19 protein-coding genes are annotated in these 23,276 nt (G+C 56.5%); 10 read left to right on the forward strand and 9 right to left on the reverse strand.

Annotation, left to right across the window (positions count from 1 at the left end; all coding sequences use genetic code 11):
• Positions 1–22: 22 nt before the first annotated feature.
• From GXM22_RS00440 to GXM22_RS00465, 6 genes are all read right to left on the reverse strand, one after another.
• Positions 23–913: a carbohydrate ABC transporter permease gene (locus GXM22_RS00440; protein WP_099045439.1), complete on the reverse strand. Its 891-nt coding sequence runs from the start codon at positions 911–913 to the stop codon at positions 23–25.
• A 13-nt stretch (positions 914–926) separates the two neighbouring features.
• Entirely contained in the window at positions 927–1,853 is a 927-nt protein-coding gene (locus GXM22_RS00445; RefSeq protein ID WP_005928793.1) for a carbohydrate ABC transporter permease, read from the reverse strand.
• Between the two features lie 137 nt (positions 1,854–1,990).
• Positions 1,991–3,559, reverse strand: coding sequence for a response regulator transcription factor (locus tag GXM22_RS00450; protein ID WP_163397090.1), 1,569 nt, complete (start codon positions 3,557–3,559; stop codon positions 1,991–1,993).
• The gene (locus GXM22_RS00455; RefSeq protein ID WP_005928787.1) at positions 3,534–5,381 is read right to left on the reverse strand and encodes a cache domain-containing sensor histidine kinase; all 1,848 of its coding nucleotides are present in this window, start codon (positions 5,379–5,381) and stop codon (positions 3,534–3,536) included. The genes GXM22_RS00450 and GXM22_RS00455 overlap by 26 nt, the downstream gene beginning before the upstream one ends.
• 129 nt (positions 5,382–5,510) lie before the next feature.
• Positions 5,511–6,914 carry an ABC transporter substrate-binding protein gene (locus tag GXM22_RS00460; RefSeq protein WP_157747387.1) on the reverse strand — a complete coding sequence of 468 codons (1,404 nt, stop codon included), beginning with the start codon at positions 6,912–6,914 and terminating at the stop codon, positions 5,511–5,513.
• A 107-nt stretch (positions 6,915–7,021) separates the two neighbouring features.
• A complete protein-coding gene (locus tag GXM22_RS00465) occupies positions 7,022–8,215 on the reverse strand; it encodes an alpha/beta hydrolase family protein (RefSeq protein ID WP_005928782.1) in 1,194 nt (397 codons plus the stop codon).
• Between the two features lie 205 nt (positions 8,216–8,420).
• Here GXM22_RS00465 and GXM22_RS00470 point away from each other — a divergent pair, with 205 nt between their 5' ends.
• The 6 genes from GXM22_RS00470 (at position 8,421) to GXM22_RS00495 (ending at position 18,050) form a co-directional block, all read left to right on the forward strand.
• Complete coding sequence (locus tag GXM22_RS00470; protein ID WP_035393203.1) at positions 8,421–9,206, forward strand: YesL family protein; 786 nt, start codon at positions 8,421–8,423, stop codon at positions 9,204–9,206.
• Between the two features lie 192 nt (positions 9,207–9,398).
• On the forward strand, positions 9,399–11,051 hold the full coding sequence (locus tag GXM22_RS00475; RefSeq protein WP_163397091.1) for a histidine kinase N-terminal 7TM domain-containing protein: 1,653 nt from the start codon (positions 9,399–9,401) through the stop codon (positions 11,049–11,051).
• On the forward strand, positions 11,036–11,866 hold the full coding sequence (locus tag GXM22_RS00480; RefSeq protein ID WP_005928773.1) for a sensor histidine kinase: 831 nt from the start codon (positions 11,036–11,038) through the stop codon (positions 11,864–11,866). The genes GXM22_RS00475 and GXM22_RS00480 overlap by 16 nt, the downstream gene beginning before the upstream one ends.
• Positions 11,863–12,495: a response regulator transcription factor gene (locus tag GXM22_RS00485; protein WP_005928770.1), complete on the forward strand. Its 633-nt coding sequence runs from the start codon at positions 11,863–11,865 to the stop codon at positions 12,493–12,495. The genes GXM22_RS00480 and GXM22_RS00485 overlap by 4 nt, the downstream gene beginning before the upstream one ends.
• A gap of 499 nt (positions 12,496–12,994) precedes the next feature.
• Positions 12,995–13,375, forward strand: a complete 381-nt coding sequence (locus GXM22_RS00490; RefSeq protein ID WP_005928763.1) for a hypothetical protein — start codon at positions 12,995–12,997, stop codon at positions 13,373–13,375.
• A gap of 43 nt (positions 13,376–13,418) precedes the next feature.
• Complete coding sequence (locus GXM22_RS00495; RefSeq protein WP_005928761.1) at positions 13,419–18,050, forward strand: hypothetical protein; 4,632 nt, start codon at positions 13,419–13,421, stop codon at positions 18,048–18,050.
• Between the two features lie 307 nt (positions 18,051–18,357).
• Here the strand turns inward: GXM22_RS00495 and GXM22_RS00500 are convergent, their stop codons facing one another.
• Positions 18,358–18,837, reverse strand: a complete 480-nt coding sequence (locus GXM22_RS00500; protein WP_005928757.1) for a MarR family winged helix-turn-helix transcriptional regulator — start codon at positions 18,835–18,837, stop codon at positions 18,358–18,360.
• Positions 18,838–18,877: 40 nt separating this feature from the next.
• The gene (locus tag GXM22_RS00505; RefSeq protein WP_005928754.1) at positions 18,878–20,509 is read right to left on the reverse strand and encodes a Na+/H+ antiporter NhaC family protein; all 1,632 of its coding nucleotides are present in this window, start codon (positions 20,507–20,509) and stop codon (positions 18,878–18,880) included.
• A 14-nt stretch (positions 20,510–20,523) separates the two neighbouring features.
• Here GXM22_RS00505 and GXM22_RS00510 point away from each other — a divergent pair, with 14 nt between their 5' ends.
• Positions 20,524–20,787 (forward strand): hypothetical protein, encoded by a 264-nt coding sequence (locus GXM22_RS00510; protein WP_143405757.1) that lies wholly within the window; start codon positions 20,524–20,526, stop codon positions 20,785–20,787.
• Between the two features lie 13 nt (positions 20,788–20,800).
• Here the strand turns inward: GXM22_RS00510 and GXM22_RS00515 are convergent, their stop codons facing one another.
• Positions 20,801–21,187 carry a thioesterase family protein gene (locus GXM22_RS00515; protein WP_005928748.1) on the reverse strand — a complete coding sequence of 129 codons (387 nt, stop codon included), beginning with the start codon at positions 21,185–21,187 and terminating at the stop codon, positions 20,801–20,803.
• A gap of 165 nt (positions 21,188–21,352) precedes the next feature.
• Here GXM22_RS00515 and GXM22_RS00520 point away from each other — a divergent pair, with 165 nt between their 5' ends.
• The 3 genes from GXM22_RS00520 (at position 21,353) to GXM22_RS00530 (ending at position 22,983) form a co-directional block, all read left to right on the forward strand.
• On the forward strand, positions 21,353–22,108 hold the full coding sequence (locus GXM22_RS00520) for a YwaF family protein (protein WP_099357262.1): 756 nt from the start codon (positions 21,353–21,355) through the stop codon (positions 22,106–22,108).
• Between the two features lie 232 nt (positions 22,109–22,340).
• Positions 22,341–22,682: an ArsR/SmtB family transcription factor gene (locus GXM22_RS00525; protein WP_005928738.1), complete on the forward strand. Its 342-nt coding sequence runs from the start codon at positions 22,341–22,343 to the stop codon at positions 22,680–22,682.
• Positions 22,683–22,761: 79 nt separating this feature from the next.
• Complete coding sequence (locus GXM22_RS00530; protein ID WP_035393437.1) at positions 22,762–22,983, forward strand: cation transporter; 222 nt, start codon at positions 22,762–22,764, stop codon at positions 22,981–22,983.
• Positions 22,984–23,276 lie beyond the last annotated feature (293 nt).

Raw genomic sequence — 23,276 nt, forward strand, 5'->3', positions numbered from 1 at the left:
CTCCTTTCGTGTATGTGTTGATTCAGCCCTTGACTGCACCGGCCGTCAATCCGGCAATGAACTGGCGGTTTGCGGCCAGATAAACCAGAAGGATAGGCAGCAGTGCAATGGAAGCGCCCGCTGTCATGATATGCCACTCAGCAGCAGCGTTGGCGGAGTAGCGCAGATTTGCAACAGCAACGCTCAGGGTCTTGAGGCCGGGGTTGGCCATGGTGAACACCTGTGCCGTAACAAACTCATTCCAGGCCTGGCGGAAGGCAAACAGCGCGATCACTCCCAAAATGGGTTTGATGGCCGGAACGATGATCTGCCAGAAGATGCGGAAGGGGCCAGCGCCATCGATCGTGGCAGCCTCGTCCAGATCTTTGGGCACTCCATTGATGAAGCCGGAGATCATAAAAATGTTAGCCGCTTGGCCGCCGGTAAGCATCAGTGCCAGACCCACCATATTCTTGGTCAGTCCCAGCCGACTCATGAGAGTATACAGAGGATACAGCGCCACCGAACCAACCGAGATGAACATACTGAGCAGATATGCCGTAGAGATCAGCTTTTTGCCCACAAAATCTCGGCGGCTGATCACATAGGCCGCCATGGAAGAGGTGATCAGTGTAAAAACCACCGTCAGCAGTGCCAGTACCACGCTGTTCAGGAAATACTTGCCGAAGTCCAACTTCTGGAAAGCATAAACATAGTTGTTGAACTGCCAGTTCTCCGGCAGGAAATTTCCGCCCAATGTCAATTCTGCGTTGGTCTTGAAGGAGCCCAGCAGAGTGTAGACCACCGGATAAAGGGTAAAGATACACATGGAACCTACAAACAGCCATTTCAGGATCTGGCCGATCAGGTAAATCACATGATCTCTTTTTTCCGAGGGGCGCATATCCGACCATTTTAATTTTTTCCGTGCCATTTTCCGTTCCTCCTTATTCACCGGTCACTGCGTCCAGCCGCTTGGCGAGAATCAGATACAGGCCAGTGACACCACCGATGATCAACGCTGCCACCAAACTGCAGGCTGCGCCATAGCCAAACTCCTGCACCACAGAGGAACCTGCGGTGATGGGGAAGAACAGCTGATAGATATACAAGAACATCACGTTGGTCTGATTCATGGGTCCGCCTTCAGTCAGAACCATGATACTCTGATAATCCATAAAGGAGATCACCAGCGCCAACATCAGGATCATCTTCATGACGGGGGCCAGCAGAGGGATGGTAATGCGGAACAGGATCTGGGCTGCATTCGCACCATCCAGTTTTGCACTCTCATATACCTCTGTAGAAATACCGGTGAGGCCTGCAATGAAATAAACCATGTAGTTGCCGATACCGCCCCATGCAGCAATGATGATACAAGTCAGCATGGCGTACTTTACACCGAGCCAGTTGACATTTTCATCGATAATACCCAGCCACGTCAGGAAGCGGTTGATCTCGCCGTTGTAAGTGTTGAACAGCAGGTAGAAGATCAACGCCATAACAGCGCTGGACATAATGGTCGGGGTAAAGATAATGGATTGTCCGGTGGCGTTGAGCCGGGTGTTTTTGCTCAGCAGGAACGCCAGCATAAATGCAATGGGCAGCGTCAGCAGCAGTTTGCCTCCCACATAAACGAAGGTGTTCACGATGGCTGTCTTGAACACAGTGTCCCGGGCAATGCGGGCAAAATTTGCAAAGCCTACAAATTTTGGGGTGCCGTAGCCCTTGTAGTCAAACATACAGTACCGTATTGTCCACAGGATGGGGTAGATGGTGAAAACAACAAACATGATCAGGTTGGGCAGAAGCATCAAATAGGATGTCTTCTCCTCCCGGATCCTTCTCCCAAGGCTTTTTTTCCTCGTTTCCATAGTGTTTCCTCCTAACGGATTATCTGAAGGCATTTCTGATTATAAGTATACGGGGATTTTTTTGAAACGTAGAGAAATGGATACCCGATTATGTTGAAAAAATTCCGATTCTTGTATCTGCTTCTGCATATTTCCGCTCAGCCGCTTTCCTGCAGGGTGCGGCGATAATCAGTGGGGGTAATATGCCAGTATTTTTTGTAACAGACGGAGAAATACCGGGAATCCGCATAGCCGGTGCGCTCTGCTACCTCATAGATCTTCAGGCTTTCGTCGTCCAAAAGCCGTTGTGCCTCCTTCATTCGCATTTCGGTCAGGTGTTCGGTGAAGGTCTGCCCGGAAGCCTGCTTGAACAGCTGCCGCAGGTAATTGGGGCTGATGTACAATTCCGCTGCTACATCATCCAGCGAAAACTGCAGATCGCTCAGATGTTCTCCCATGATCTCATCGATCCGGGACACCAGTTCCTGTCCAGGATTCTTTTTCTCTTCTGCAGCACGGCACAGGAGAAGAAGATTTTTAAAGCATTCCTGCAATTCCTCCAGGGTTCCGGCCTCCATGATCTCCTGATGGCAGGCCTTATATTCCACGTAGGTGATGGGGTTTTGTCCCCGGCGCTTCTTCAATACGGAAAGGCACATGTCCAGAACTGCCATTTTGATGTATGCTGCATCCACTACTCCATGGGGGTAGAACCAACTCAGAACTCCGTCTACTGCCCCTGCAATGGCCTCCGCATCTCCTCCGGCCACCGTCAGTGCCACTTGCTCTGTCAGATGGGGGTCGATCTCAAGGCAGGCTGTTACCCGCGTCAGCAGCACGTCAGAGATGGTGCGCACCGGCGGAGCCATTTCATAGAAAGAATACTCCGCTGCTTCTTTTGCCTCGTGACCGGATTTTTCCAACTTGTAGATATTGTCCTTGATCCCTCCCAGAAAAAAGTGGACCGTTTGATTCCATTTGCGCCGGATCGCCACCACCACAGCCGTCAGTTCACGGGTCAGCAAAAGCGCCGCCGCGGCATTGGTCACTTCCTGGTGGATGGAGAACACAATGAAAGACATTCCTTCCACAGAATGGTTCAGAACATAAGCATCCAGCTTTTTTTCAAAGCGCTGGTTCAACAGTGCGGGCAGTTCCTGCCGTATCTCGGGGCCGCCCTGAAACAGTGCGACCAGATAACGGTCGCTTCCGATGCAGAACTGTTGTAACTCTTTCATTTCTTCTGAAGCAAGCTCCCCTGCACTGGCTCGCCACATAAGTTCCCGGATCTTCTGTTCCTGGTGCAGCCGTTGCTGCATCTGCTGCACCCGATCCTGCCACTGTTGTTGACGCTGGGTCAACTCTGCTGCAAAGGCATCCAGCCGTTGGATCAGAAGTTCTGTGTCCAGCGGCTTTAACAAATAATCTGATACCCCCAGCCGCATTCCCTGCACGGCGTATTCAAAATCATCGTAGCCGCTCAGGATCAGGAGTTTTGCATCCGGAAGTTCCTCCTTGATCTTTTCCAGAAACTCCAATCCGTTTACATGAGGCATGGTGATGTCGGTCATAATGCAGTCCGGTAGAAATCGTTCTGCCATTGCCAAGGCTTCTTTGCCGTCGCGAGCCGCCCCTACCACCTGCCACTCCGGGCAGCGTCTGGTAATAAACTGCCTTACCCCCTCCCGGATATTCGGTTCATCATCTGCGATCAAAATCTGAAACATCCCACTCCGTCCTTTCCGGAATATACTTTGGCAGATGAATGACTGCCTCTGTCCATTCTCCTGTACAACTCCTGAGCTCCAAACCATAGTCGCGGCCAAAATAGAGCCTGATCCGCTCGTTGACATTGAAGATGCCGTAACCACCATCGCTGACCGTTACGCCCCGCTTCAGATCTGCATTCAGGATCGTCAGTGTCTCTTGCGAGATTCCCAGCCCGTCATCACGGACACAGAGATAGACCCCCCCTGGTTCTTCGCCTGCTGTAATAAGAATGGTGCCTTTCCGGTCCGATTCCTTGATCCCGTGATAAATAGAATTCTCCGCCAGAGGCTGTATCAGCAATTTGACCGTGTAGAGCTTTTTCAGTTCCTCCGGGATCCGGATCTGATAATCCAATCGATCGCCATACCGCATCTTCTGGATGTCTAGATAACTGCGCACATGGCAGATCTCTTGCTCCAGCGGAATGATCTCCCGCCCCCGGCTGAGGCCGATGCGGAAAAAATTTGCCAGATCACGCACCATCTGGCTGATGTCCTCCGCTCCTGCGGCCTCTGCCTTCCACCGGATGGAGTCCAGCGTGTTATACAAAAAATGCGGGTTGATCTGGGCCTGCAAAGCCTGCAGTTCCGCTCGGCGTTTCAGCCGTTGCTCCAGTTCAATGGCATCATTCTTTTCCTCGAGCTGGTGGCTGTATTGCTTCTCCCTGTCCAGCATCTCATTGCTGCTCCGGAGCATCTGGTTGTAGCTTTTTGTCAGCAATGCGATCTCATCGTTGCCTTCATAGCAGAACTCCTGCCTCACATTCTGGCAATTGATCAACTCCCGCAAGGGGGCTGTGAACCAATGGAGCATCAGCAGGCACACTATCCCTGTTACCATGATCAGTGTCCCGCCTTCCACAAGCAGCAGCTGCAGATAGGATCGGGATTCTTCCCGTGCTGTGGTAGATGCCTGCAGACACACGATGGTCCACGGTGTTACCGATACCTTGCGGGCGACACCGTAATACCTTTTTCCGTCTAATCTAACATCCAAAACTGTATTTTTTGCGGCGGTCAGCCGACTCAACAGCTCCGGTTCCCTCATCAACTCTTCCGCTGCGGCATTCACACAGGTCACGGGGTTGCCTTCCTGATCCAGCACAAGGATCGCCGATTCCGCTTCGGGAACGATTTTTCGGATCAGTGCCTGAATCTCCTTACAGTCCAGATTTACCACTAAAATGCATTTCCGGGTGGCAGAATACACCTGCGCTGAGGAGATACTGAATCGATAGAGCACTGGTACCACCCATTTCCGGGAGCGGAAGATCTCGTCATTGCGGACGGTGCAGAACTCCAGAAATGAATTTCCTTCCCGGATCTCGGACCACAGCGCAACTTTTTCCAGTGAAAACCCCGGAGTCAACAGGGTGCTGCCGTCCGTAAATGCACCATAATCCGTGTAGAGATACAGATCGCTGATCAGACTGTCGGACACCTTTTTTGTGGATAGGGGTGCAGCGAGATTGGACATTGCCACGCTGTAGGCTGCCGCATTGGGGTTTGCAAAGTAATTTGCCAAAATGCTGTCCAGCCCCGATTCAGCCTTAAAATAAAGCAGCCGCTCGATGCTCCCGCTAACGCGGGTGGACAGATAGTTCTCTGTCTGTTCCGCTGTTCGCAGAACGGTCTCTTCCATATTCTCCTCGATCGTGTCGTTGATATGGCGGTTCAGGATGATCTGATTCAGGGTGATGGCAACCAGAAAGATCACGGTGATGGTGGCAGTGACCTTCAGAACGATCGAACCATTGTGATGATGCGTGTGATTGTTCATACAGCTTCTTTCTTCTCAGAAGCACCAATAGAGGGACCCGAAGCCGGGTTCCTCTATTGGTGCTTCACATATATGGATCAAATGGGAGCGGAGTTCAGTTTAAGTTCCGATGCACGCGGGCATCTGTTATCAAACGGAAGTGTCCTGATTCTTTGCGGTAAAGTTGGGATAAACGATACGCTTTGCCCCATCGGCAACCGACTTATCATAGGCGTTGTTGTACCGATCGTTCAGCTCGCTGATGGCCTGATCAATGTCCTTTAAACCAAAAATGCACTGAACCGCCACGGTGGAGTAATCCTCGCCCTCGATGGAAATGGCGGGGCGGATCGGCCAGTTCTGATCATTTGCCCCAATGGCCAGATCCGGCATGGTCTCAATGGAGGCCGGCGGTTCTGCACCTTCCACGGCGCTCTTGATCATGACAGTGCCGAGACCGGCGGTATAATAGGGCCCCATGACCTCATCGCTGTGGAGGAATTCCATGACTTTCCATGCTTCATCCGGGTGCTTTGTGGAGGCATTGATCGCCTTATCGGAGCCGCCAAACCACAGGTTCTGCACACCGTCCGTATTTCCGGACAGGCTGGGGATCTGGCAGCAGTTCCAGTTGATATCCGTGGGAAACTGGCTCTGGTAAACGCCGGGCTCTGCATGGCTCAAGGAGAAATAGAAGGCAATGTTGCCTGCTGCAAACTGGGTGCGCAGGGGGTCAATGTCCAGAGACTCGCTGCCGGGGAATGCTACACCGGTGGAGTACATTTCACGGAACAGCTGCAGGACTTCTCTGTAGCTGCTGAAATCGTACTTGCCGTTCTTGAAGTCAAAGCCATTGCAGGTGCCGCCGCTGACCTGAACCACCGGATCGATGGAACGCATTACGGCGCTCATTGCCGATTTATAGTTGCCTGCAATGCCGTAGATCCCTTCGCTGCTCAGCTGCTTTGTCACCAGTGTGGCATCATCTACCAGTTCCTTCAGGGTCTTGGGGGGAGCAGAAATGCCCACCCGATCCAGCAGATCCTGGTTGTAGAACAGGCGACAGGCAGATGCCGTAAAGGGCAGGGAGTAGATTCCGTCGCCCCAGGAGTTGATGCCCTGCACAAAAGCGCCATCCCAGAAACGAGCCTTGTACTCCTCCGTCATATACGGAGAGAGATCCAGCAGCATCTTCTTTTCGTCCACCTGCACTTCCAGCGGGTCCGTTCCACTGAGCTTGAACACATCCGGTGCAGTGTCGGTGCTGAAAGCGAGATCCAGCATCTGAGAATAGTTGTCGGCATAGACCTGGTAGTCGATATAAATGTTGTCCGAATTGGTCTTGTTGTATTCTTCGATCAGCGGAGTCAGATACGCCTGATCGTGACGGTCCGTGGTCCAGTAAGAGATGGTGATCACGCCGTCATCGCCGCCAGCGGTAGAACTGGCAGCCGCGCTGCTGGAACCGGAGTCCCCACAGGCGGCCAGAGATGCCGTCATGCCAACAACACCCATGACTTTAAGAAAATCGCGCCGGTTGATCTTTTTTTTCATAATCTTTCCTCCTCTTTTGAGAACAGAACCTTCTTCTACTGAGAGCATACCAAATCTGCCGGATTTCAGGGAGTAAAATATTCAGTTTTTATGTTCAAAAAATTACTTCAGCCATTGTGAAAATCCAAAAAACGTAGAAACATTGCCCAATCCCATCGGGTAATATCGTGGCCGCCGGTGCGGCGGTGGTATCCAATTCGCCCGGTCAGGTATCCCGAGTCATTGGCAGGCGGCTGGCTGGGCAGAGGAGCATCCCCGAAGAGCTCCCAGGCACAACTGGCGCTCTTTGCACCATTCCACTCTGCATCAGGGTCGCTCCACCGATCCTCAGAGCCGCTGGTTATGTAACACAGCCGTGGTGCCACACAGGCCACCAGCTGGTGCTGATCGAAGGGAAGGGTCTCCTCTTTCCATGCATACTTCTGATAATTTTTGCAGAACCAATGGGGAAATGCTGCCGTGATGGAACCCACCGTCTCACCATGCTTGCCACGGGACACGGCAGCACCAGAGCAGCCGGAATCATTGACAAGGACCCCGCAGACCCTTTCATCCTGTGCCGCACACCAAAGAGCTGCCTTGCCGCCGCGCGAGAAACCGCCTACCGAGATTCGGGCCGGGTCGATGCCCGGGTGTTTTACCAGCAGGTCTACCACACAGCTCATCCCAAAGGCCCAGATGTCCAGGGTTCCCCATGCATCGGCAGGCAGTGCATCTGCACTGAGCCCAAAAAGCTTTGCCAGTGGGCCGGGATACTGCGCAGCATCGTCGGGCTGCAATGCACTTGCATAGAAGGTCACGGCTGCCCGGCCCGATTGTACGATCTGTTCAGCAGGCCAGTATTCCTGCTCCGTTTCCTGTTCGATATCAATGAGCGACGGCCCACCGCTTCCGGCTGGAATATTCTGGAAGAAATTCATGGCCTCTTTGCGCCACGCTTCCGGGGCATTGGCCAGCAGTTTTTCCATCTGATCAGGCCCCATTTTCGGCCCGGGAGAGGCTGTCTTTTCGTGATTGCAAAGGAACAGGACTGCCGGGACTTTCTGCGTTCCCTCCGGACGCACCAGCACCACGGGGAATTTCAGACTTCCCTGCTTCGTTTTCAGACAGACATCCCAGATCTGCCGTATGGCTTTGCATTTTGGCAGATACTCTTCTGACCGCAGGTGTTCGGTCTGTTCATAGGGAACTTCCGGCCGGATGCCGTACTCCTGCGAGCGGAACAACGCGAGCAGCGCTTCCCGCCGTGCATTCCAATTCTGCGGAGTCGTATTCTTTTCCAATACCAACGGCAAATTCATCTGATATTCCTCCTAACCGGGGACGGATCATGCCCCTTTTCATCATATCATCCGCAGCAGCATGGCGGGTTGAAAAAATTCAGGAGATGCTTCAAAATACACCGAACCTGATACAGTGATGTCGCTCCGGCCAGCCGAATGACTTATAATGTTTTATATAAACAGATGCCAACACGGTATCAGGGTACTTTAGTGAGGAATGAACATGAAGCATTTTGAGATCTACAAAAAAGACCCCGCCACCGGCGCTTTGTACCCGGAAGGACAGCGGCGAAAAAAAGGGCTTGCCCGTATCCTGGAGATCGTTGTGCGGGACTTTTGGCAGTTGCTGGGTTCCGGCTTGATCGCCACGGCGGCGACTCTGCCCTACGGACTCTGTATCATGCTGTTCCTGCCATCCAATGCTCTGGGACCGCTGATCCTTTCCTGTGTTGTCACCGGTGCTCTGGCCTCTGTCTTCGGGATGAACCTGCTGGATACAATTTTGCGCTGTCTGCGGGATGAGGCCGGTTTTTGGTCTTTCCAATACAAAAAGTCTCTGAAGAACAACACCCTGCCGGCCGCTTTGTTCGGGGCGGTATTCGGCCCGTTATTTGCTGTGGATCTGGCAGGGTTAAGTCTGGCGGTACGCCGCGGCCAAAGCGTGTTTCAGGTCGAGTTTCTGGTGATATCCATAATCTTCCTGCTGGGCTTTGCGCTGAACCTTGCCATCCAGATCCCCCTGATGCAGCTCCCTGTATCAGCACTGCTCAAAAATGCCTTTCTGCTGTTTCGGGGCAACCTTGGGTGCTCGCTGATGGCTGTTGCCGCATTGATCGGTTATGCTGCACTGTTTGTTCTGCTGCCAGCCACTTTATCATTCCTGCTCATCGTCTCCAACCTGTGGCTGCCAATGCTGACAGTAGCATTTCTGCTCTATGGTTGTGTTGAAAGAAATTTTAGCATAGAATCACGGATCCTGCAAGGAAACGCCCCGAATCCTTTTCTGTAACCAAACAGGCCTGCTCCGCATCACTGTGGGGCAGGCCTGTCTTTTGTTTATGAGACCACCCGGTTTTGGGATCCCGGCCCCAAAAAGAATGCCGGTTCGTACATTCCCCCTCTGCTCTCTGGTAAATTACAGCACGGATGTGATATAATGGAGAAAAACCACCGGAGAACGGCACAAAAGAAGGAGGCTGGCATGATGGGGCAGAGGCAGCGGGAACAGGTTCAAAGAGGCTGTGCGGTGGGCACCGTGGTGCTGCTGGCATGGCTGTGCCGGGTGCTCCCGCTGGAGGGCTTGCCCTCCGGCCTGCAGGAAGCCTGCGGCATCCTCCGGAGCCTGCTGTATCTGAGCCTGTTCGCAGGGTGGGGAATCTCCCTGTACAACCGCACGGTGCATCCGCAGGTGCGGCGGCTGCTGCTGAATGTGGATCTGTTGATGCTGTTCTGGATTCTTGTGCGCACCCTGCGGTTCCAGCTGAACACTCCCCCGGGGATGGATCGGATGCTGGGGTACCTCTACTATGCCCCCATGCTGGGGATACCGGTGCTCTGCGTTCAGCTGGTCCTGACGGTGGACAGATCCGAGCGCTACCGCCTGTCTGCCTGGGCCAGAATGCTGTGGCTGCCTTCGGCAGTGCTGCTGGAGCTGGTGCTGACCAACGACCTGCACCAGCAGGTGTTCCGGCTGCAGCAGCCCTGGAACGAAAACTACCAGTACGGCTGGCTTTTCGGTCTGGTGGTGGGGTGGATCGTGATCTGCATCCTGCTGGCCTTTGGGATCATCGCCCACAAGAGCCGGAACCCCCGGATCCTCCGGCGGCTGCCCCTGCCTGCCATTCCGATGGTGCTGCTGGGGGTGTACGCGGTGCTTTACGGCTTCCATATCCCCCTGATCAAGCAGTTTCTGGGGGATATGACCATCGTCCACTGCTTGATGACGGCGGCTTCGCTGGAAGGGGGCCTGCGTTGCGGCCTGATCCAGTCCAACACCGGCTATGAGGAGCTGCTGCGCGTCACCTCTCTGGCGGTGCAGCTGGTGGACCGGCAGGGCAACGTGTACTGCTGCTCCGAGAACGGCCGCATGGTGGACCGCCGGGAGCTGCAGGCCGCCATGCATGGCACGGTGCAGCTGGACGAGCACACCCTGCTGCGCAGCGCACCGGTGCAGGGCGGTTATGTGATGTGGCAGACAGACATCACCGAGCTGGTGGAAAATATGGAGCGCCTGAAGGAGAACCGAACGGAGCTGGCAGAGCGCAACTATCTGGAACAGCAGAACTACGAGGTGGAGCGCAAGATCAACGCCCTGCGGGAGAAAAAACGCCTGTACGATCTGCTGCAGCGTCAGCTGGCCCCCCAGATCATCCGGATGGATCAGCTTCTGACCCGGTACCGCGCGGCCCCGGAGGAAGAAAAGCGGCAGCTGCTGGGGCAGGTGGCGGTGCTGGGCGCTTACCTGAAACGGGGTGCCAACCTGATGTTTCTGGCTCAGCAGCACCGGTATGTGCCCTCGGCGGAGCTGCGGTACGCGCTGGAGGAATCCATCAGCAGCCTGGAGCTGGCCGGGGTGGAGTGCGCCATGGAGGTGACCCACGAGGCCCGGCTTCCGGCAGAGGCGGCAGCGGCCTGTTACAGCCGGTTCGAGTCGGTGGTGGAGGGGGCGCTGGGGCAGCTGGATGCCCTGTTTGTGCGGGCCATCTGGAAGGATCACCGGCTGAACCTTTATCTTTCGGTGGAGACCGGGGCAGACCTGAAAGCCGCCTGCCCCGCCGCTGTGCAGGAGGCCCCGGGCAGCTGGGTGCTGAACGATCACTTTGAAGGAGGTGCCCCGGAATGTGGAACAAACTGAAGCAGTGGCTGCACCCGGACCACATCACCCGCGGCTCCATCAAGGAGGGCTTTGACGACCTGCCCGCGGCGGTGTGCTACTTTACCCCGGACGGCACCTGCTGGCTCTACTCGGAGCAGACCGTGTTCGGGGAGGGGGTCCGCCCCCATGTGGAGTGCATCTTTTCGGAGGTGACAGACCTGCAGCGCCAGCGGCAGGAGCTGCTGCGGCAGAATCAGGAGCTGCTGCGGATGAACCGGGAGCTGCGCCGGCTGTCGGAGAACGTGCAGGAGATGACCCGGGAAAAAGAGATCCTGGAGTTCAAGACCCGGCTCCACGATGAAATGGGCTACGGCCTTACGGCGGTGCGGCAGTGCCTGCTGCAGCGGAAGGACCCGGCGGAGCTGGAAGCCTCCCTTGAACAGATGAACAAGGCGGTGCAGCTGTACCGGAAGGACAGTGAGGCCCCGCCGGAGGAAAACGAGTGGGACGTGTTTGTGGAGGACGCGGCCCAGCTGGGAGTCACGGTGGCCCTGCAGGGGCCCATGCCCCGGCAGCACCAGCAGCTGCTGCTGACCATTGCCCGGGAGTGCATCACCAACGCGGTGCGCTACGCCGGGGCCAACCGGTTGGAGATCACCATCACCCCGCAGGGCGGGGGCCAGCGCTGGCAGTTTGAAAACGACGGCCCGCCCCCCGCAGACCCCGCCATTACGCCGGGCGGAGGGCTTACCGCCATCCAGCGCCGGGTGATGCAGGCGGGCGGCACCATGGAGGTGCAGGCCCGGCCCCGCTACCGGCTGTGTGTGAACCTGCCAAAGGAGGAAACGATATGACCAGCGTTTTGATCGTGGAAGACCAGCGGATGCCCCGGGAGAACATGGAGCACCTTGTGGAGGACAGCGGCCGCTACCGCCGGGTGGCCTCCCTGAGCACAGCGGAAATGGCGCTGGCCCAGTGCGCCCGGCACAGCGTGGATCTGGTGCTGATGGATGTGTGCACCAAGGGCAGCCGGGACGGCATTGACGTGGCGGCAGAGATCAAGGCCCGGTACCCGGAGACCAAAGTCATCATCATTACTTCCATGGTGGAGGAAAGCTACCTGAAACGGGCAAAGGCCGCCGGGGCCGAGAGCTTCTGGTACAAGGATGTGTCCCCGGAGAGCCTGCTGGAGGTGATGGACCGCACCATGGCGGGGGAAAGCCTCTACCCGGACCGCACCCCGGAGACCCGCCTGGGGCAGGTCAGCAGCACCCAGCTCACCCCCCGGGAGATCGAGGTGCTGCGGCTGGTGTGTGAGGGGCTGGAATATGAGGAGATCGCCGCAGAGCTGGGCATCTCCTCCCGCACCGTAAAGCGCTTTGTCTCTTCCCTGCTGGAAAAAACTGGCTACTCCAACCGCACCCGCCTGGCCATTGCCGTCACCAAGAAAAACTTCATCCTCCCCCATCTGGAGGAGGAGTGAGGAACCTCTCCGTCTCGCATTCGCTCGCCACCTCCCCTAATAGGGGAGGCAAGAAAGGCGCTGCTTTACGGCAAACTGCCGTGCAAAACCCCTCAGTCACGGCTTGCGCCGTGCCAGCCCCCCTAGTAGTGGGGCCCTTGGCAAAGAGGATAAGTTTCTGCTTTATGGTCAACACGCAGACGCTGCCGCCCTGCCAAGGCCTCCCCTACTAGGGGAGGTGGCTTTGCGCAGCAAAGACGGAAGGGTTGTACAAAGGCGAAGCCTGCCCGTGAGCCCCCCTTTGCAGGGGGGCTTTTTTTATGCGCATTTTGCTCCCAAAAGTGCCAAATTGTGGAACACGCCGGAAATTCTGGAAAAACTTTGGGCAGAACACCGAAAAATTTTCACAGTTTTGTCCCTTATGGCCCATGCGGAGCCGCGGGGCGGTGTGGTATCCTTGATACAGTAAAACGTTCTGCATCCATGTGGCGAGACACTGCCCGGAAAGGAGGCCGTGGACATGAAATGTGTCGTAGTCGATATGCGCAACAGGCTCTTTGGCGATGCGATATCGGGTTCCCTGCAGCACTTTGACTCAGGGTTCCGGGTCTACCAGACCGAAGGAACCGCTGCGGAGGATCTGTGTGTGGATACCCATGCCGATGTTCTTGTTGCAGAGGTCACGGCCTACCCGCCGTGGCGGCTGGAACAGCGGCTGGACCTGTGCCGGAGGCTGCGGCAGGGTCTGCCCGGCTGCCGGGTGGCGCTGGTGGTAGATGAGGTGTGCGAGCCTCAACTGGCGGACCAGGTGCGGCGGGCGAAAAAGGACGGTCTGATCGACGGGTTCTTTTACAGCTCTGTCTCCTCCGACTATCTCTCTGCTATGATCGATGCCCTGTGATCCCTTGAAACAAACAGCATGATTCTGGAAAGGAGCAACTACCATGACGAACAAGAAACTGAAGATGGCGGCAATGTCCGTGGCCCTGACCGCCTGTGTGGCCGCAAGCCCTCTGGCAGCAAACGCAGATGCTCCGGAAGCAGCTCCGGAGAAAAAGGAGCCTGTGGCGGAGGAAACCAAGAAAGAGGAAAACACCGCAGAACCTCAGGTCAATCAGGAAGCGAAAAACGCTCATGAGACCCTGAAGGATGCGGAAGTCAAATACAATAAAAACCCCACGACCAACCCTGACGGCTCCCAGAAGCTGGATGGCGTGATCGTGACCAACCCCGAGGGCAGCGGTGAGACCGGCGGTGAGACCAACCCCAACCCCAACCCTAACCCCAACCCCGACAGCAGCGAGACCGACCCCAACCCCAACCCCGACAGCAGCGAGACCAAGCCCGGCGGCGAAACTGGCTCCGGTGAGACCGGCGGCGAAACCAACCCCAACCCCGGCAGCGGCGAGACCAACCCCAACCCCAACCCCGACAGCGGCGAGACCAACCCCAACCCTAACCCCGACAGCGGTGAGACCGACCCCAACCCCAACCCCGGCTCCGGCGAGACTGGCTCCGGTGAGACCGGCGGCACGACTGATCCCGAGCAGAAAAAGCCCGAGGAAGTGGTGATCGGCACCGCTGAAAAGACCGAGAAGTCCGAGACCAACGTGGAGACGAAACCCAACCCCGGCGCAGAGCCCATTGTGGACACCACCACCCCGCCCACTGTGGAGAAGAACCCGGACGGCTCCACCACCATCACCCAGCCCACCGTGACCCCCGGCAAGGAGACCACCACCACCACCGGCAGCGGCACGGCCACGGGCAATCTGAACGAGAAAGAGGAAGAGGTTCCGAAAAAGAACATCGACCTGACGAAGGAGCTGGGCGAGAAACCGGACATCAGCTGGAATATTGAGAAGGGCGCTGACGCGGTCAACGGCTACAAAGTAGAGGATGTGACCAACTCTGAGGACGGCAACCAGCAGACCCTCAAGCTGAGGAAAGAGGAAAAAACCACCGCCGAGATGACCGCTGAAGACATCGCCAAGCTGGTGGATGCCGAAAAGCCCACGGTGAACCCCGACGGCACCTATACCCTCACCCGGACCGAGACCATTCTGGACGCAGAGGGCAACCCCCAGACCCGCACCACCTACATCACCATTCAGGACAACAAGGTCACCACCAAAACCACCACCGAGCTGACCATCACCCGGCAAAAGGCAGAGCAGGATGGCAGTGAATCGTTCAGAGACGAGGTGACATACCCCAGTATCCAGATCAAGGATGGCGACAAAGTGGTTGAGACCATTCAGCCCGAGGATCTGGAAAAGATGCTCAAGGGTACAGGGGCGGATGACGGAATCCATTACACCGCACCGGACGGCAAGGAGTACGTTATTCAGGTTGGCCCCGAAAGCGAAGGAACGCCGCTGAGCAACGCAGAGATCGTTGACAGACTGAAAAAAGATGGCAACAAGAACTACGAACTGGGTGCGGACGGCGAGATCTACTACACCACCCCGCACAAGGAGAAAGTTAAGCTGGACGTAACACAGAACGAGCTTCTCCGCCGGAGCCTCACTTATAAAGTGACTCTGAAGACCACGGAGAAGGGCGACCCGGGAACCGCCGGTGAGCAGACCGCCACGGAAAACGCCAAGAGAGATGCCACCCGGGATGCCCTGACCAAGGCAGTGGACAAGTTGGGCATTGAGGACACGGCTACCGCCAGCCAGCTGAAGGCAAAAATCAGCGGCCTGACCATTACGCAGGAGCAGCTGGACAAGGGCGGCACCTTTGAGGTGACATTGGAAGACGGCACAAAATACACCCTGACCTACAGCGCCGCTGAGGTAACGGTTACGCCCGGCACCCCCACAACGGAAAAGCCCGACATCAGTAACCCTGAGAACGTTAAGGACGTGAAGGACCATACCGTCACCGGCACGGCGTATGTGACAAAAGGCACCATCAGCTGGACTGAAACGGGTAAGGACGGCGAGTATACCGTGACCACAGGCGATGCCAGCGTGCTCAATGTGCCGGAGGAAGCGAAGAAAAACTATGATGCCGACGGAAACTTCCTCGGTTATACGCTTACCTCCACGGATAATGAGGGAAATACAGTTACCACGACCTACACCATCACCTCCGGCAATACTTCCAGCATGACGGATGAACAGCGGAAGGAACTGGCTGTGCAGGCCCTGATGAAAGAAAAAGGATTCTCGACACAGGCAGAACTGGAAGCCGCAGGCTATACCAACATCCGTCTTGTTGGGGATGCTTCCACCGTGACGTGGACTGTGACCCAAACCACCCAGAAAAAGACCGATAAAACGGATAAACTGGATGAAACGATCCGATATGACGGCGACAAGAATTGGACAATTGCAGAGGACGGCAGCACCCTGACCTACGGCGACGATGTCTATGAAATGAAGGACGGCAAATTCACCCGTACTGCAATCGAGGACGGCAAAACGGTCACCTATACCGCTACGGAACAGACTCAGACGAATGAAGAGCTGACTGACGATGAAGCCAGGGAAATGCTGGCAAAGAGGTTTGAGGTTAATGCCGATGACATTAAGCTGAACGGAAACACCGCCACCTTTACGAAGGACGGTGCCCCTGTTACGGTTGACTGCGCCAACCTGAAAAAGCGCACCCTGAAGATCGAACGCAGCGAGGCTGCATCGGTGCAGAAGACTGTGGTGGTCACGGACGAGGCAACTCTGAATGCAGCCTATGAGGAACTGTGGGACGAGATCGTGGCGAAAAAGAAAGGGCTTGGAAAAGACGAGACCCTCTTTGTCGGTGACATTGAGATCACGGATACGGGCGAGGCCGTCAAGACGGAGGTCATTAAGTATATCAGGACAAAAGTCACGCAGGCTGATATGACCCCGGAGCAGCTGAAGGAAGCCCTGAAGAAACAGGCCGAGGCCGCAAAGACGCATATGGTCAAGGTCAATGAAGGAACCAAGTACGAGGAAACGCTGCCCAACTACTACGCTGGCGATAAGGCAGACATCTACTACAAGACAAAGGACGGCCAGCGATTAGAATGGTATCAGGTCGAAAAGGATAAGAACGGTTATTATTACTTGCAGTGGAACGGTGGTTTCGACTGGGAGAAGGTGTATGTCGAGAAGGTGGAAGTAAAGCCCACCAACATCAAGCACCTTGACCTTGCATCCGGCGCACAGCTGGAGAAGCAGGACGGCACATCCACGGATTGCGTGCTGGTCAACCCGACCCTGAAGTGGAACTACGAGGCCGATAAGCTGGTGGATAATGACCCGAGCAACACAGACGTGGGTCTGGACAGCAAGATCAGCTTTGACAACGAAGGTGGAAAGGGCCCGGGCCACTACGAGTACGAGCGCGGCGAGAACAATAATCCGAACCAGAGTGCTTTCTACAAGGTCACCGGTACGGTGGTCTACGATGTGGTGAAGGAAAACGGAAAGGTCAAGCTGTTTGGAAGTAGTAATGCAGCCTTCAATGCCTATCTGGAAGAAACCGGTCAGACGGAGACGTACCGGAACCTTGGCTGGTGGGAGAAGAAAGCATTCAGAGAGAAGATCAAGCAGACCTACATTGTGGAGATCGGGTCTTCCGATTCCAACCCCAACAGCCCGAGTGGCTATCAGGTCTACACCCAGAGCGCCGACATGACTGCCTATGGTTATATGACCCGGGATGCCAACACCTGCATCAACCGGACCTACAAACGGCAGGACGGTACTTGGGAGTACGTCGGCGGCTACGACCTGATGATCTCCAAGCTGGTTCAGACGAAAGAAGGCAAGGTGGTGGGCGAGACCGAATCCAAGGTCAAAAACATCTTTGCTCCCCTCAGCATCCGCACGTCGACAGACTACACCCACCGCAGCATGAAGCTCACCCAGATGACCACCGTGACTACTCAGCAAACAGAGGAAAAGAGAACGGATTTGGGCGGCAGTCAGGAGACGGTAAAGTACCTGTATGATCAGGAGATGACCGAAACCCCCATTACCAAGGAGAATAAGGTCGAAGGCACCGGTAAAGGCCACTACAAGAGCTTTACCAACCTGATCCGGAACATCTTTAACGGTGAGGGCACAGGCACCGTGGAAGGCGGCTTTATCAAGTACGAGTACCACACCGAGAAGGACAAGGAAGGCAACCCCGTGCCGTTTGAGGCAGACAAGATGGTAGTGACCACCAAGCAGGATGCGGAAGTGCACTACACCTTTACCTCTCAGGAGAGCCGGGATGTGTGGATCAAGGGCTACACCCAGACCGTGGTGCCGCCCGTGAACCCCGGCCCCGATTCCCCCGAGCTGCCGCCGGTGGAGGACGCAAAGCCCGCCACCGCCCCGGCCCCCGCCCCCGAGAACCCGGTGCTGCCCGTGGTGCAGGATGCAAGACCTGACCCCGCCCCCACTCCGGCTCCCACTCCGGCCCCCGCTCCTGAGACCCCGGTGCTCCCGGCGGTGCAGGATGCCAAGCTGATCCAGACCGGCACCAGCGGCTGGCTGGCAGACCTGATGCTGGGCGCAGGCATGGTGCTGTCTGCAGCGGGATATTGGATGGAGCGCAAGCGCAAGGCCATGTTCTACAAGTCCCAGCACTGAACCCCAACCCCCAAAGGCCCCGGGCAAACGCCCCGCTGACCCTTTGGGCCATGCATCACATTCCTTTGTAATCCCCCCAAAAGTTACTTCCCAGAATCTTTTGTTGATCGCTATCCCCTGAGGCAGCGGGCCCGCACGCCGCTGTCTCGCCCCGGAGGGTCCCGCAAGCCCTCCGGGGCTTTTTTTGTTGGCCGCATGGCCCGTTCCGGCAGAAAAAAACAGGGCTGCTCCACATCTCTGCGGGGCAGTCCTGTCTGGCTGCGCGGGGTCGGCGCACGGGCTTCCGGGGTTTCCGGAAGGGTGCGGCTCAGCGCGCGGTTTTCTTTTCCTCCGGAGCCTCCGGGTTGTTTTCCAGGTTCAGCTCGGGCATCAGCTCGTTGCTGATGATGGTCAGCATCTGTTCCAGCTTCTTCACGTCCTCTTTGGGAAAGCGCTTGTTCACCCGCTGGACCACCGTGCTCAGGTAGGAGTAGCTGATGTTGTAGTAGTCGATATACTTCTGGGTGGGCCGCAGGTGATACTCCCGGCGGTCGGTGGTGGACTGGATCTTTTCCACATAGCCCTTGCGCACCAGCGAGCCGATCTTATACGCCGCGTTGGGGGTGGAGATCTGCATCATCCGGGAAAACTCCGCAATGGTGGGCTCCCCCATGGCCATAATGCCCTCCATGCAAAAGGATTCCACCGTGGTCAGGGTCGCCTCACGGGTGGCAAAGCGCTGGAACACGTTCTGGTAGAAATGGAGCTTGAACTTGGTATAGACATCGTTGAATGCTTTTTCCAGCATGGTACGGTCTCTCTTCGAACACTCAATTTCCTTTAGTATATCACGCTTTGGCCTTTTTGCCCAGCTTTACGCGCAGAATGTTCAGCACCACCAGCTCCAGCACAATGGCAACGCCCAGCAGGATCAACGAGGTCCACAGGCTGGCGCTGCTGCCCAGGAACATCTGGGTCAGGCCGGTGATCACATAGCACGCGGCGGAACAGGATGCGGCGGTAATGGCGTAGGGCAGCTGGGTGGAAACATGGTTCACATGGCTGCAATGCGCACCGGCAGAGGCCATGATGGTGGTGTCGGAAATGGGAGAGCAGTGGTCGCCGCACACAGCGCCGGACAGGCAGGCCGCAATGGAGACCACCAGCATCTCGCCCTGCGGGAAAGCGTGGCAGACGATGGGGATCAGGATGGAGAAGGTGCCCCAGGAGGTGCCGGTGGCAAAGGCCAGGAACACCGCCACCAGGAAGATGATGACCGGCAGCAGGTTGGCAACGTAATATTTTGCACCCAGCAGGTTGGTCATGCCGGAAAGCGTCCAGGCCAGGGTCAGGATCAGCATGGGGCTGACCATGGCCTTGAAGCCCTCGGGGATGCAGGCGGCAAAATCCTGGAACGTCATCACGCTGCGGACACGGTAGAACACAAAGGTGAACATCAGGGCAATGCTGCTGCCCAGCACCAGACCGGCGGAGGCGTTGCAGTCGGAGAAGGCGGTGATGAAGTCCACGCCCTCAAAGAAGCCGCCGGTGTAGATCAGGCCAAGGATGCAGGCCGCGATCAGCACCAGCACCGGAGCCACCAGATCAATGACATGGCCGTGGGCATCGTCCCCGGCATCCACATCGTCGCCGTAGGGGCGGTCAGCCGTGGTGAAAAGGTCACCGGCCCGGGCGTTGTCCTCGTGCTGCTTCATGGAGCAGTAGTCCGTGCCCGTGAAGATGAGGAACAGGCTCATCACAATGGTCAGCAGGGCGTAATAGTTGTAGGGAATGGTGCGCAGGAACATGGTAAAGCCGTTGATGCCGGAGCCTTCCGGCACGCTGGAGGTAACGGCGGCGGCCCAGCTGGACACCGGCGCAATGATGCAGATGGGCGCGGCGGTGGAATCAATGAGGTAGGCCAGCTTTGCGCGGGAGACCTTCTGCCGGTCGGTCACGGGGCGCATCACAGAGCCAACGGTCAGGCAGTTGAAGTAGTCGTCCACAAAAATGAGCATGCCCAGAATCAGGGTGGCAAACTGCGCCCCGGCCCGGGTGTGGATGTGGGTGGAGGCCCAGCGGCCAAAGGCGGCGCTGCCGCCGGCCTTGTTCATCAGGGCCACCAGAATGCCCAGCATCACCAGAAAGACCAGAATGCCCACGTTGCTGCTGTCAGAGAGCTTGGCGACCATGCCGCCGTCCTCGTTGAAGAACAGGGTGGTGACCGCCAGCTCCAGGTTGCCGTTGGCAAAGAGCAGCGCGCCGGTGGCAATGCCCACCAGCAGGGAGGTGTAGACCTCCTTGGTGTTCAGGGCCAGCACAATGGCCACCACCGGCGGCAGCAGGGATAGCATGGAGCTGTACACCGCGGGGGTGTAGCTGGCCGGGTCGGCAATGGTGCCGGGGGTGGCTGCGGTGCACCACAGCAGCAGGGCAAACACCAGCAGTGCCCCCACCCAGGAGAGATTTGTCTTTTTCATAAATGATTCCTCACTTGATTTTTTGTCCCGGCCCGGGGCAGACTATCCCTATTGCAAACGGAAAGGGGGCCGCCGCCACGCCGGATTATAAAGCGCTGTATTTTGAGCTGTTCCGCGCCAACGAACAGGCCATCCGCCTGCTGACCGCCGCCCAGCAAAAGGCGGAAGCGCAGGTGATGGAAGAGGACAGAGAGCCGCTGTATGTGCACGGCCAGCCTGCCCACAATGCCAAAGGCTCCCCCTTTGGGGGAGCTGGCAGCGCCAACGGCGCTGACTGAGAGGGCGAGGCCGTTACCCCTTTTTGCTCTCTGCCTTTGCGGCAAACTTGGCGTTGTTGATGATGAACCGCTCGTGCACGCCGCCGCCCACGGGGCCTTTCTCGTCGTGCAGGGAGACCTTGAACACCAGCTTGCGGCCCTCCACAGCGGTCAGCTCGCTCTCGCAGGTCACGGTCATGCCCACAGGGGTGGGGGCGCTGTGCTCCAGCTCCAGCCGGGTGCCCACGGTGCCACAGCCCTCGTCCAGCGCGGCGGCAACGCTCATCCAGCAGGTCTTTTCGGCCAGTGCCACCAGCGCGGGGGTGGCAAACACGTCCAGCGTGCCGCTGCCCATGGTCTTTGCGGTGTTCTCGGAAGTAACGGCGACACTCTGCTCGCCGCGGATTCCAGCTTCCAACATAAAAATACATCCTTTCCAGATGCCCGAAGGCGAAAATTTAGAAATACATTGTTAGAATACCACACTTTTGGCACAGATGCACCTGTTTGGGCGTTTTTTTCTGCAAATCTCTTTCTGTTTGGCGCAATTTGCGGTATCATTGGCCCGAAAGGGATGGAAAAAAACATGAACGACTTCTGGAAATCCTACGATATCACCCATGCGGAGCTTGGCCCGAACTTCCGGTGTTACCCGCTGTACGGTAAAATCCATTTGATCGAGCTTGCCCTCTCGTTGGTGTTCATTGTGGGGATGGCCCTGTGGTACCGCCGCAGCTCGGCCTCTGCCCGGCGGCGCATCCTCGTGGGCGTTACCATTGCCCTGCTGGCCGATGAAGCTGCCCTGCTGCTGGGCATGGCTCTGACCGGTCAGTGGAACTGGAGCTATCTGCCTCTCCATCTGTGCAGCATCAATGTGTTCGTCTGTCTGTACAATACCCTCACCGATCAGAACTGGTGCAAGGAGGAACTCTATGCCCTCTGCATCCCCGGTGCGGCGCTGGCTCTGCTCTGCCCCAGCTGGCTGGACGTGCCCTCCTGGTGGACGCTCATCAATCTGCACTCGATCAGCATCCATGCCCTGCTGGTGCTCTACCCGGTTCTGCTTGTGGTGAGAGGCTACCGCCCCAGCGCCCGCCGTGCCCCGCAAGTGCTGGCTTTTTTGTTTGGCTCTGCCCTGCCTATTTACTTCTTGAATAAACCACTGAATACCAATTTCTACTTTCTGAACAATCCCTACGGCAATGTCATCACCAGTGCGTTTACCCGCCTGCTGGGTGAAAAATACTATATTCTGGGCTTTCTGCCCGCCATTGCGGTGGCGCTGTGTCTGATGTATCTGCCGTGGGTGGTAGCGGATGCCCGGCACAAAAAGAGAAAATAAGTGCTTTCTGCAAGCTGCCTTGTCCCCACCGGGCAGGGCGGCTTTTTGTTTGCCCAAAACGCCTGCTGTTTGCAAATTAAAACTGCAAATTTCTTGCGTTTTGCGGTTTGTTTTAACTATTTTGAAAAGTGGACAGAAATCTTTGCAAAACCCCTTGACAGAAGCTCTTCTGCATGATAACATGAACACATGAACAGACGTTCATGTAAAACGCGGCAAAAGGAGAACGGACATGATCGGATTGGAGCAGATGACCCCGGCGGGGCAGGAAAACACGGAACCGGTGGTGATGCCGGATGACGAGGTGCTGTATGAGCTGGCCGACCTGTTCCGGGTGTTCGGCGACTCCACCCGCATCAAGATCTTATATGCGCTGCATGACAATGAGCTCTGCGTGCAGGACATTGCCAATGCGGTGCAGCTGAGCCAGTCGGCAGTGAGCCACCAGCTTCGGGTGCTCAAGGACACCAAGCTCGTGCGCTTCCGCCGGGATGGCAAAACCGTTTACTATGCACTGGATGATGACCATGTGAGAAGCATCCTCTCGATGGGCATGGACCACATTGAGGAGTAAACGGAAAACGCAGTACAAAGCCTCCGGGCACACAAGGCGTGCCTGAGAGGTCCACATAAAATAAAGAGAGGTACCTATGATGAAGAAGACCTACAAGATCGAAGTTGACTGCGCAAACTGCGCCCAGAAGATGGAGGATGCCGCCAACACCGTTGCAGGTGTGGCACAGGCTACCGTCAGCTTTATGACCCAGAAGATGAAGGTCGAGTTTGCTGAGGGTGCAGAGCCCCACGATACCATGGTGAATGTTCTGGCTGCCTGCAAAAAGGTCGAGGACGACTGCGAGATCTTCGATATCTGAGGAAACAGGGGTTTGTAACTCCGGTGCGGCTCCCCTGCGGGGGAGCTTTTTGTGACGCATTTTTCGGGCAGAACAGCCCCAAAGCCGGTGTGGGAAACTGTGGAAAAGAAAACGGGTTTTCAACAGTTTCCACCGGGTTTTCAACAGCTTCTGCGAAAAAGTGCAAAAAGAAACGCGAAAAAGCAGGTTTTCTCCGGGAAAAGTCCGTGGAAAACTCAGGGGAAAACGTGGAAAAGTCTATCCCGCGGGGAAAACCTGTTGAATCCACCCCGCCCGCCGCGGCGCATTGCGGC

This window comes from Faecalibacterium duncaniae, from assembly GCF_010509575.1.
GTDB lineage: Bacteria > Bacillota > Clostridia > Oscillospirales > Ruminococcaceae > Faecalibacterium > Faecalibacterium duncaniae.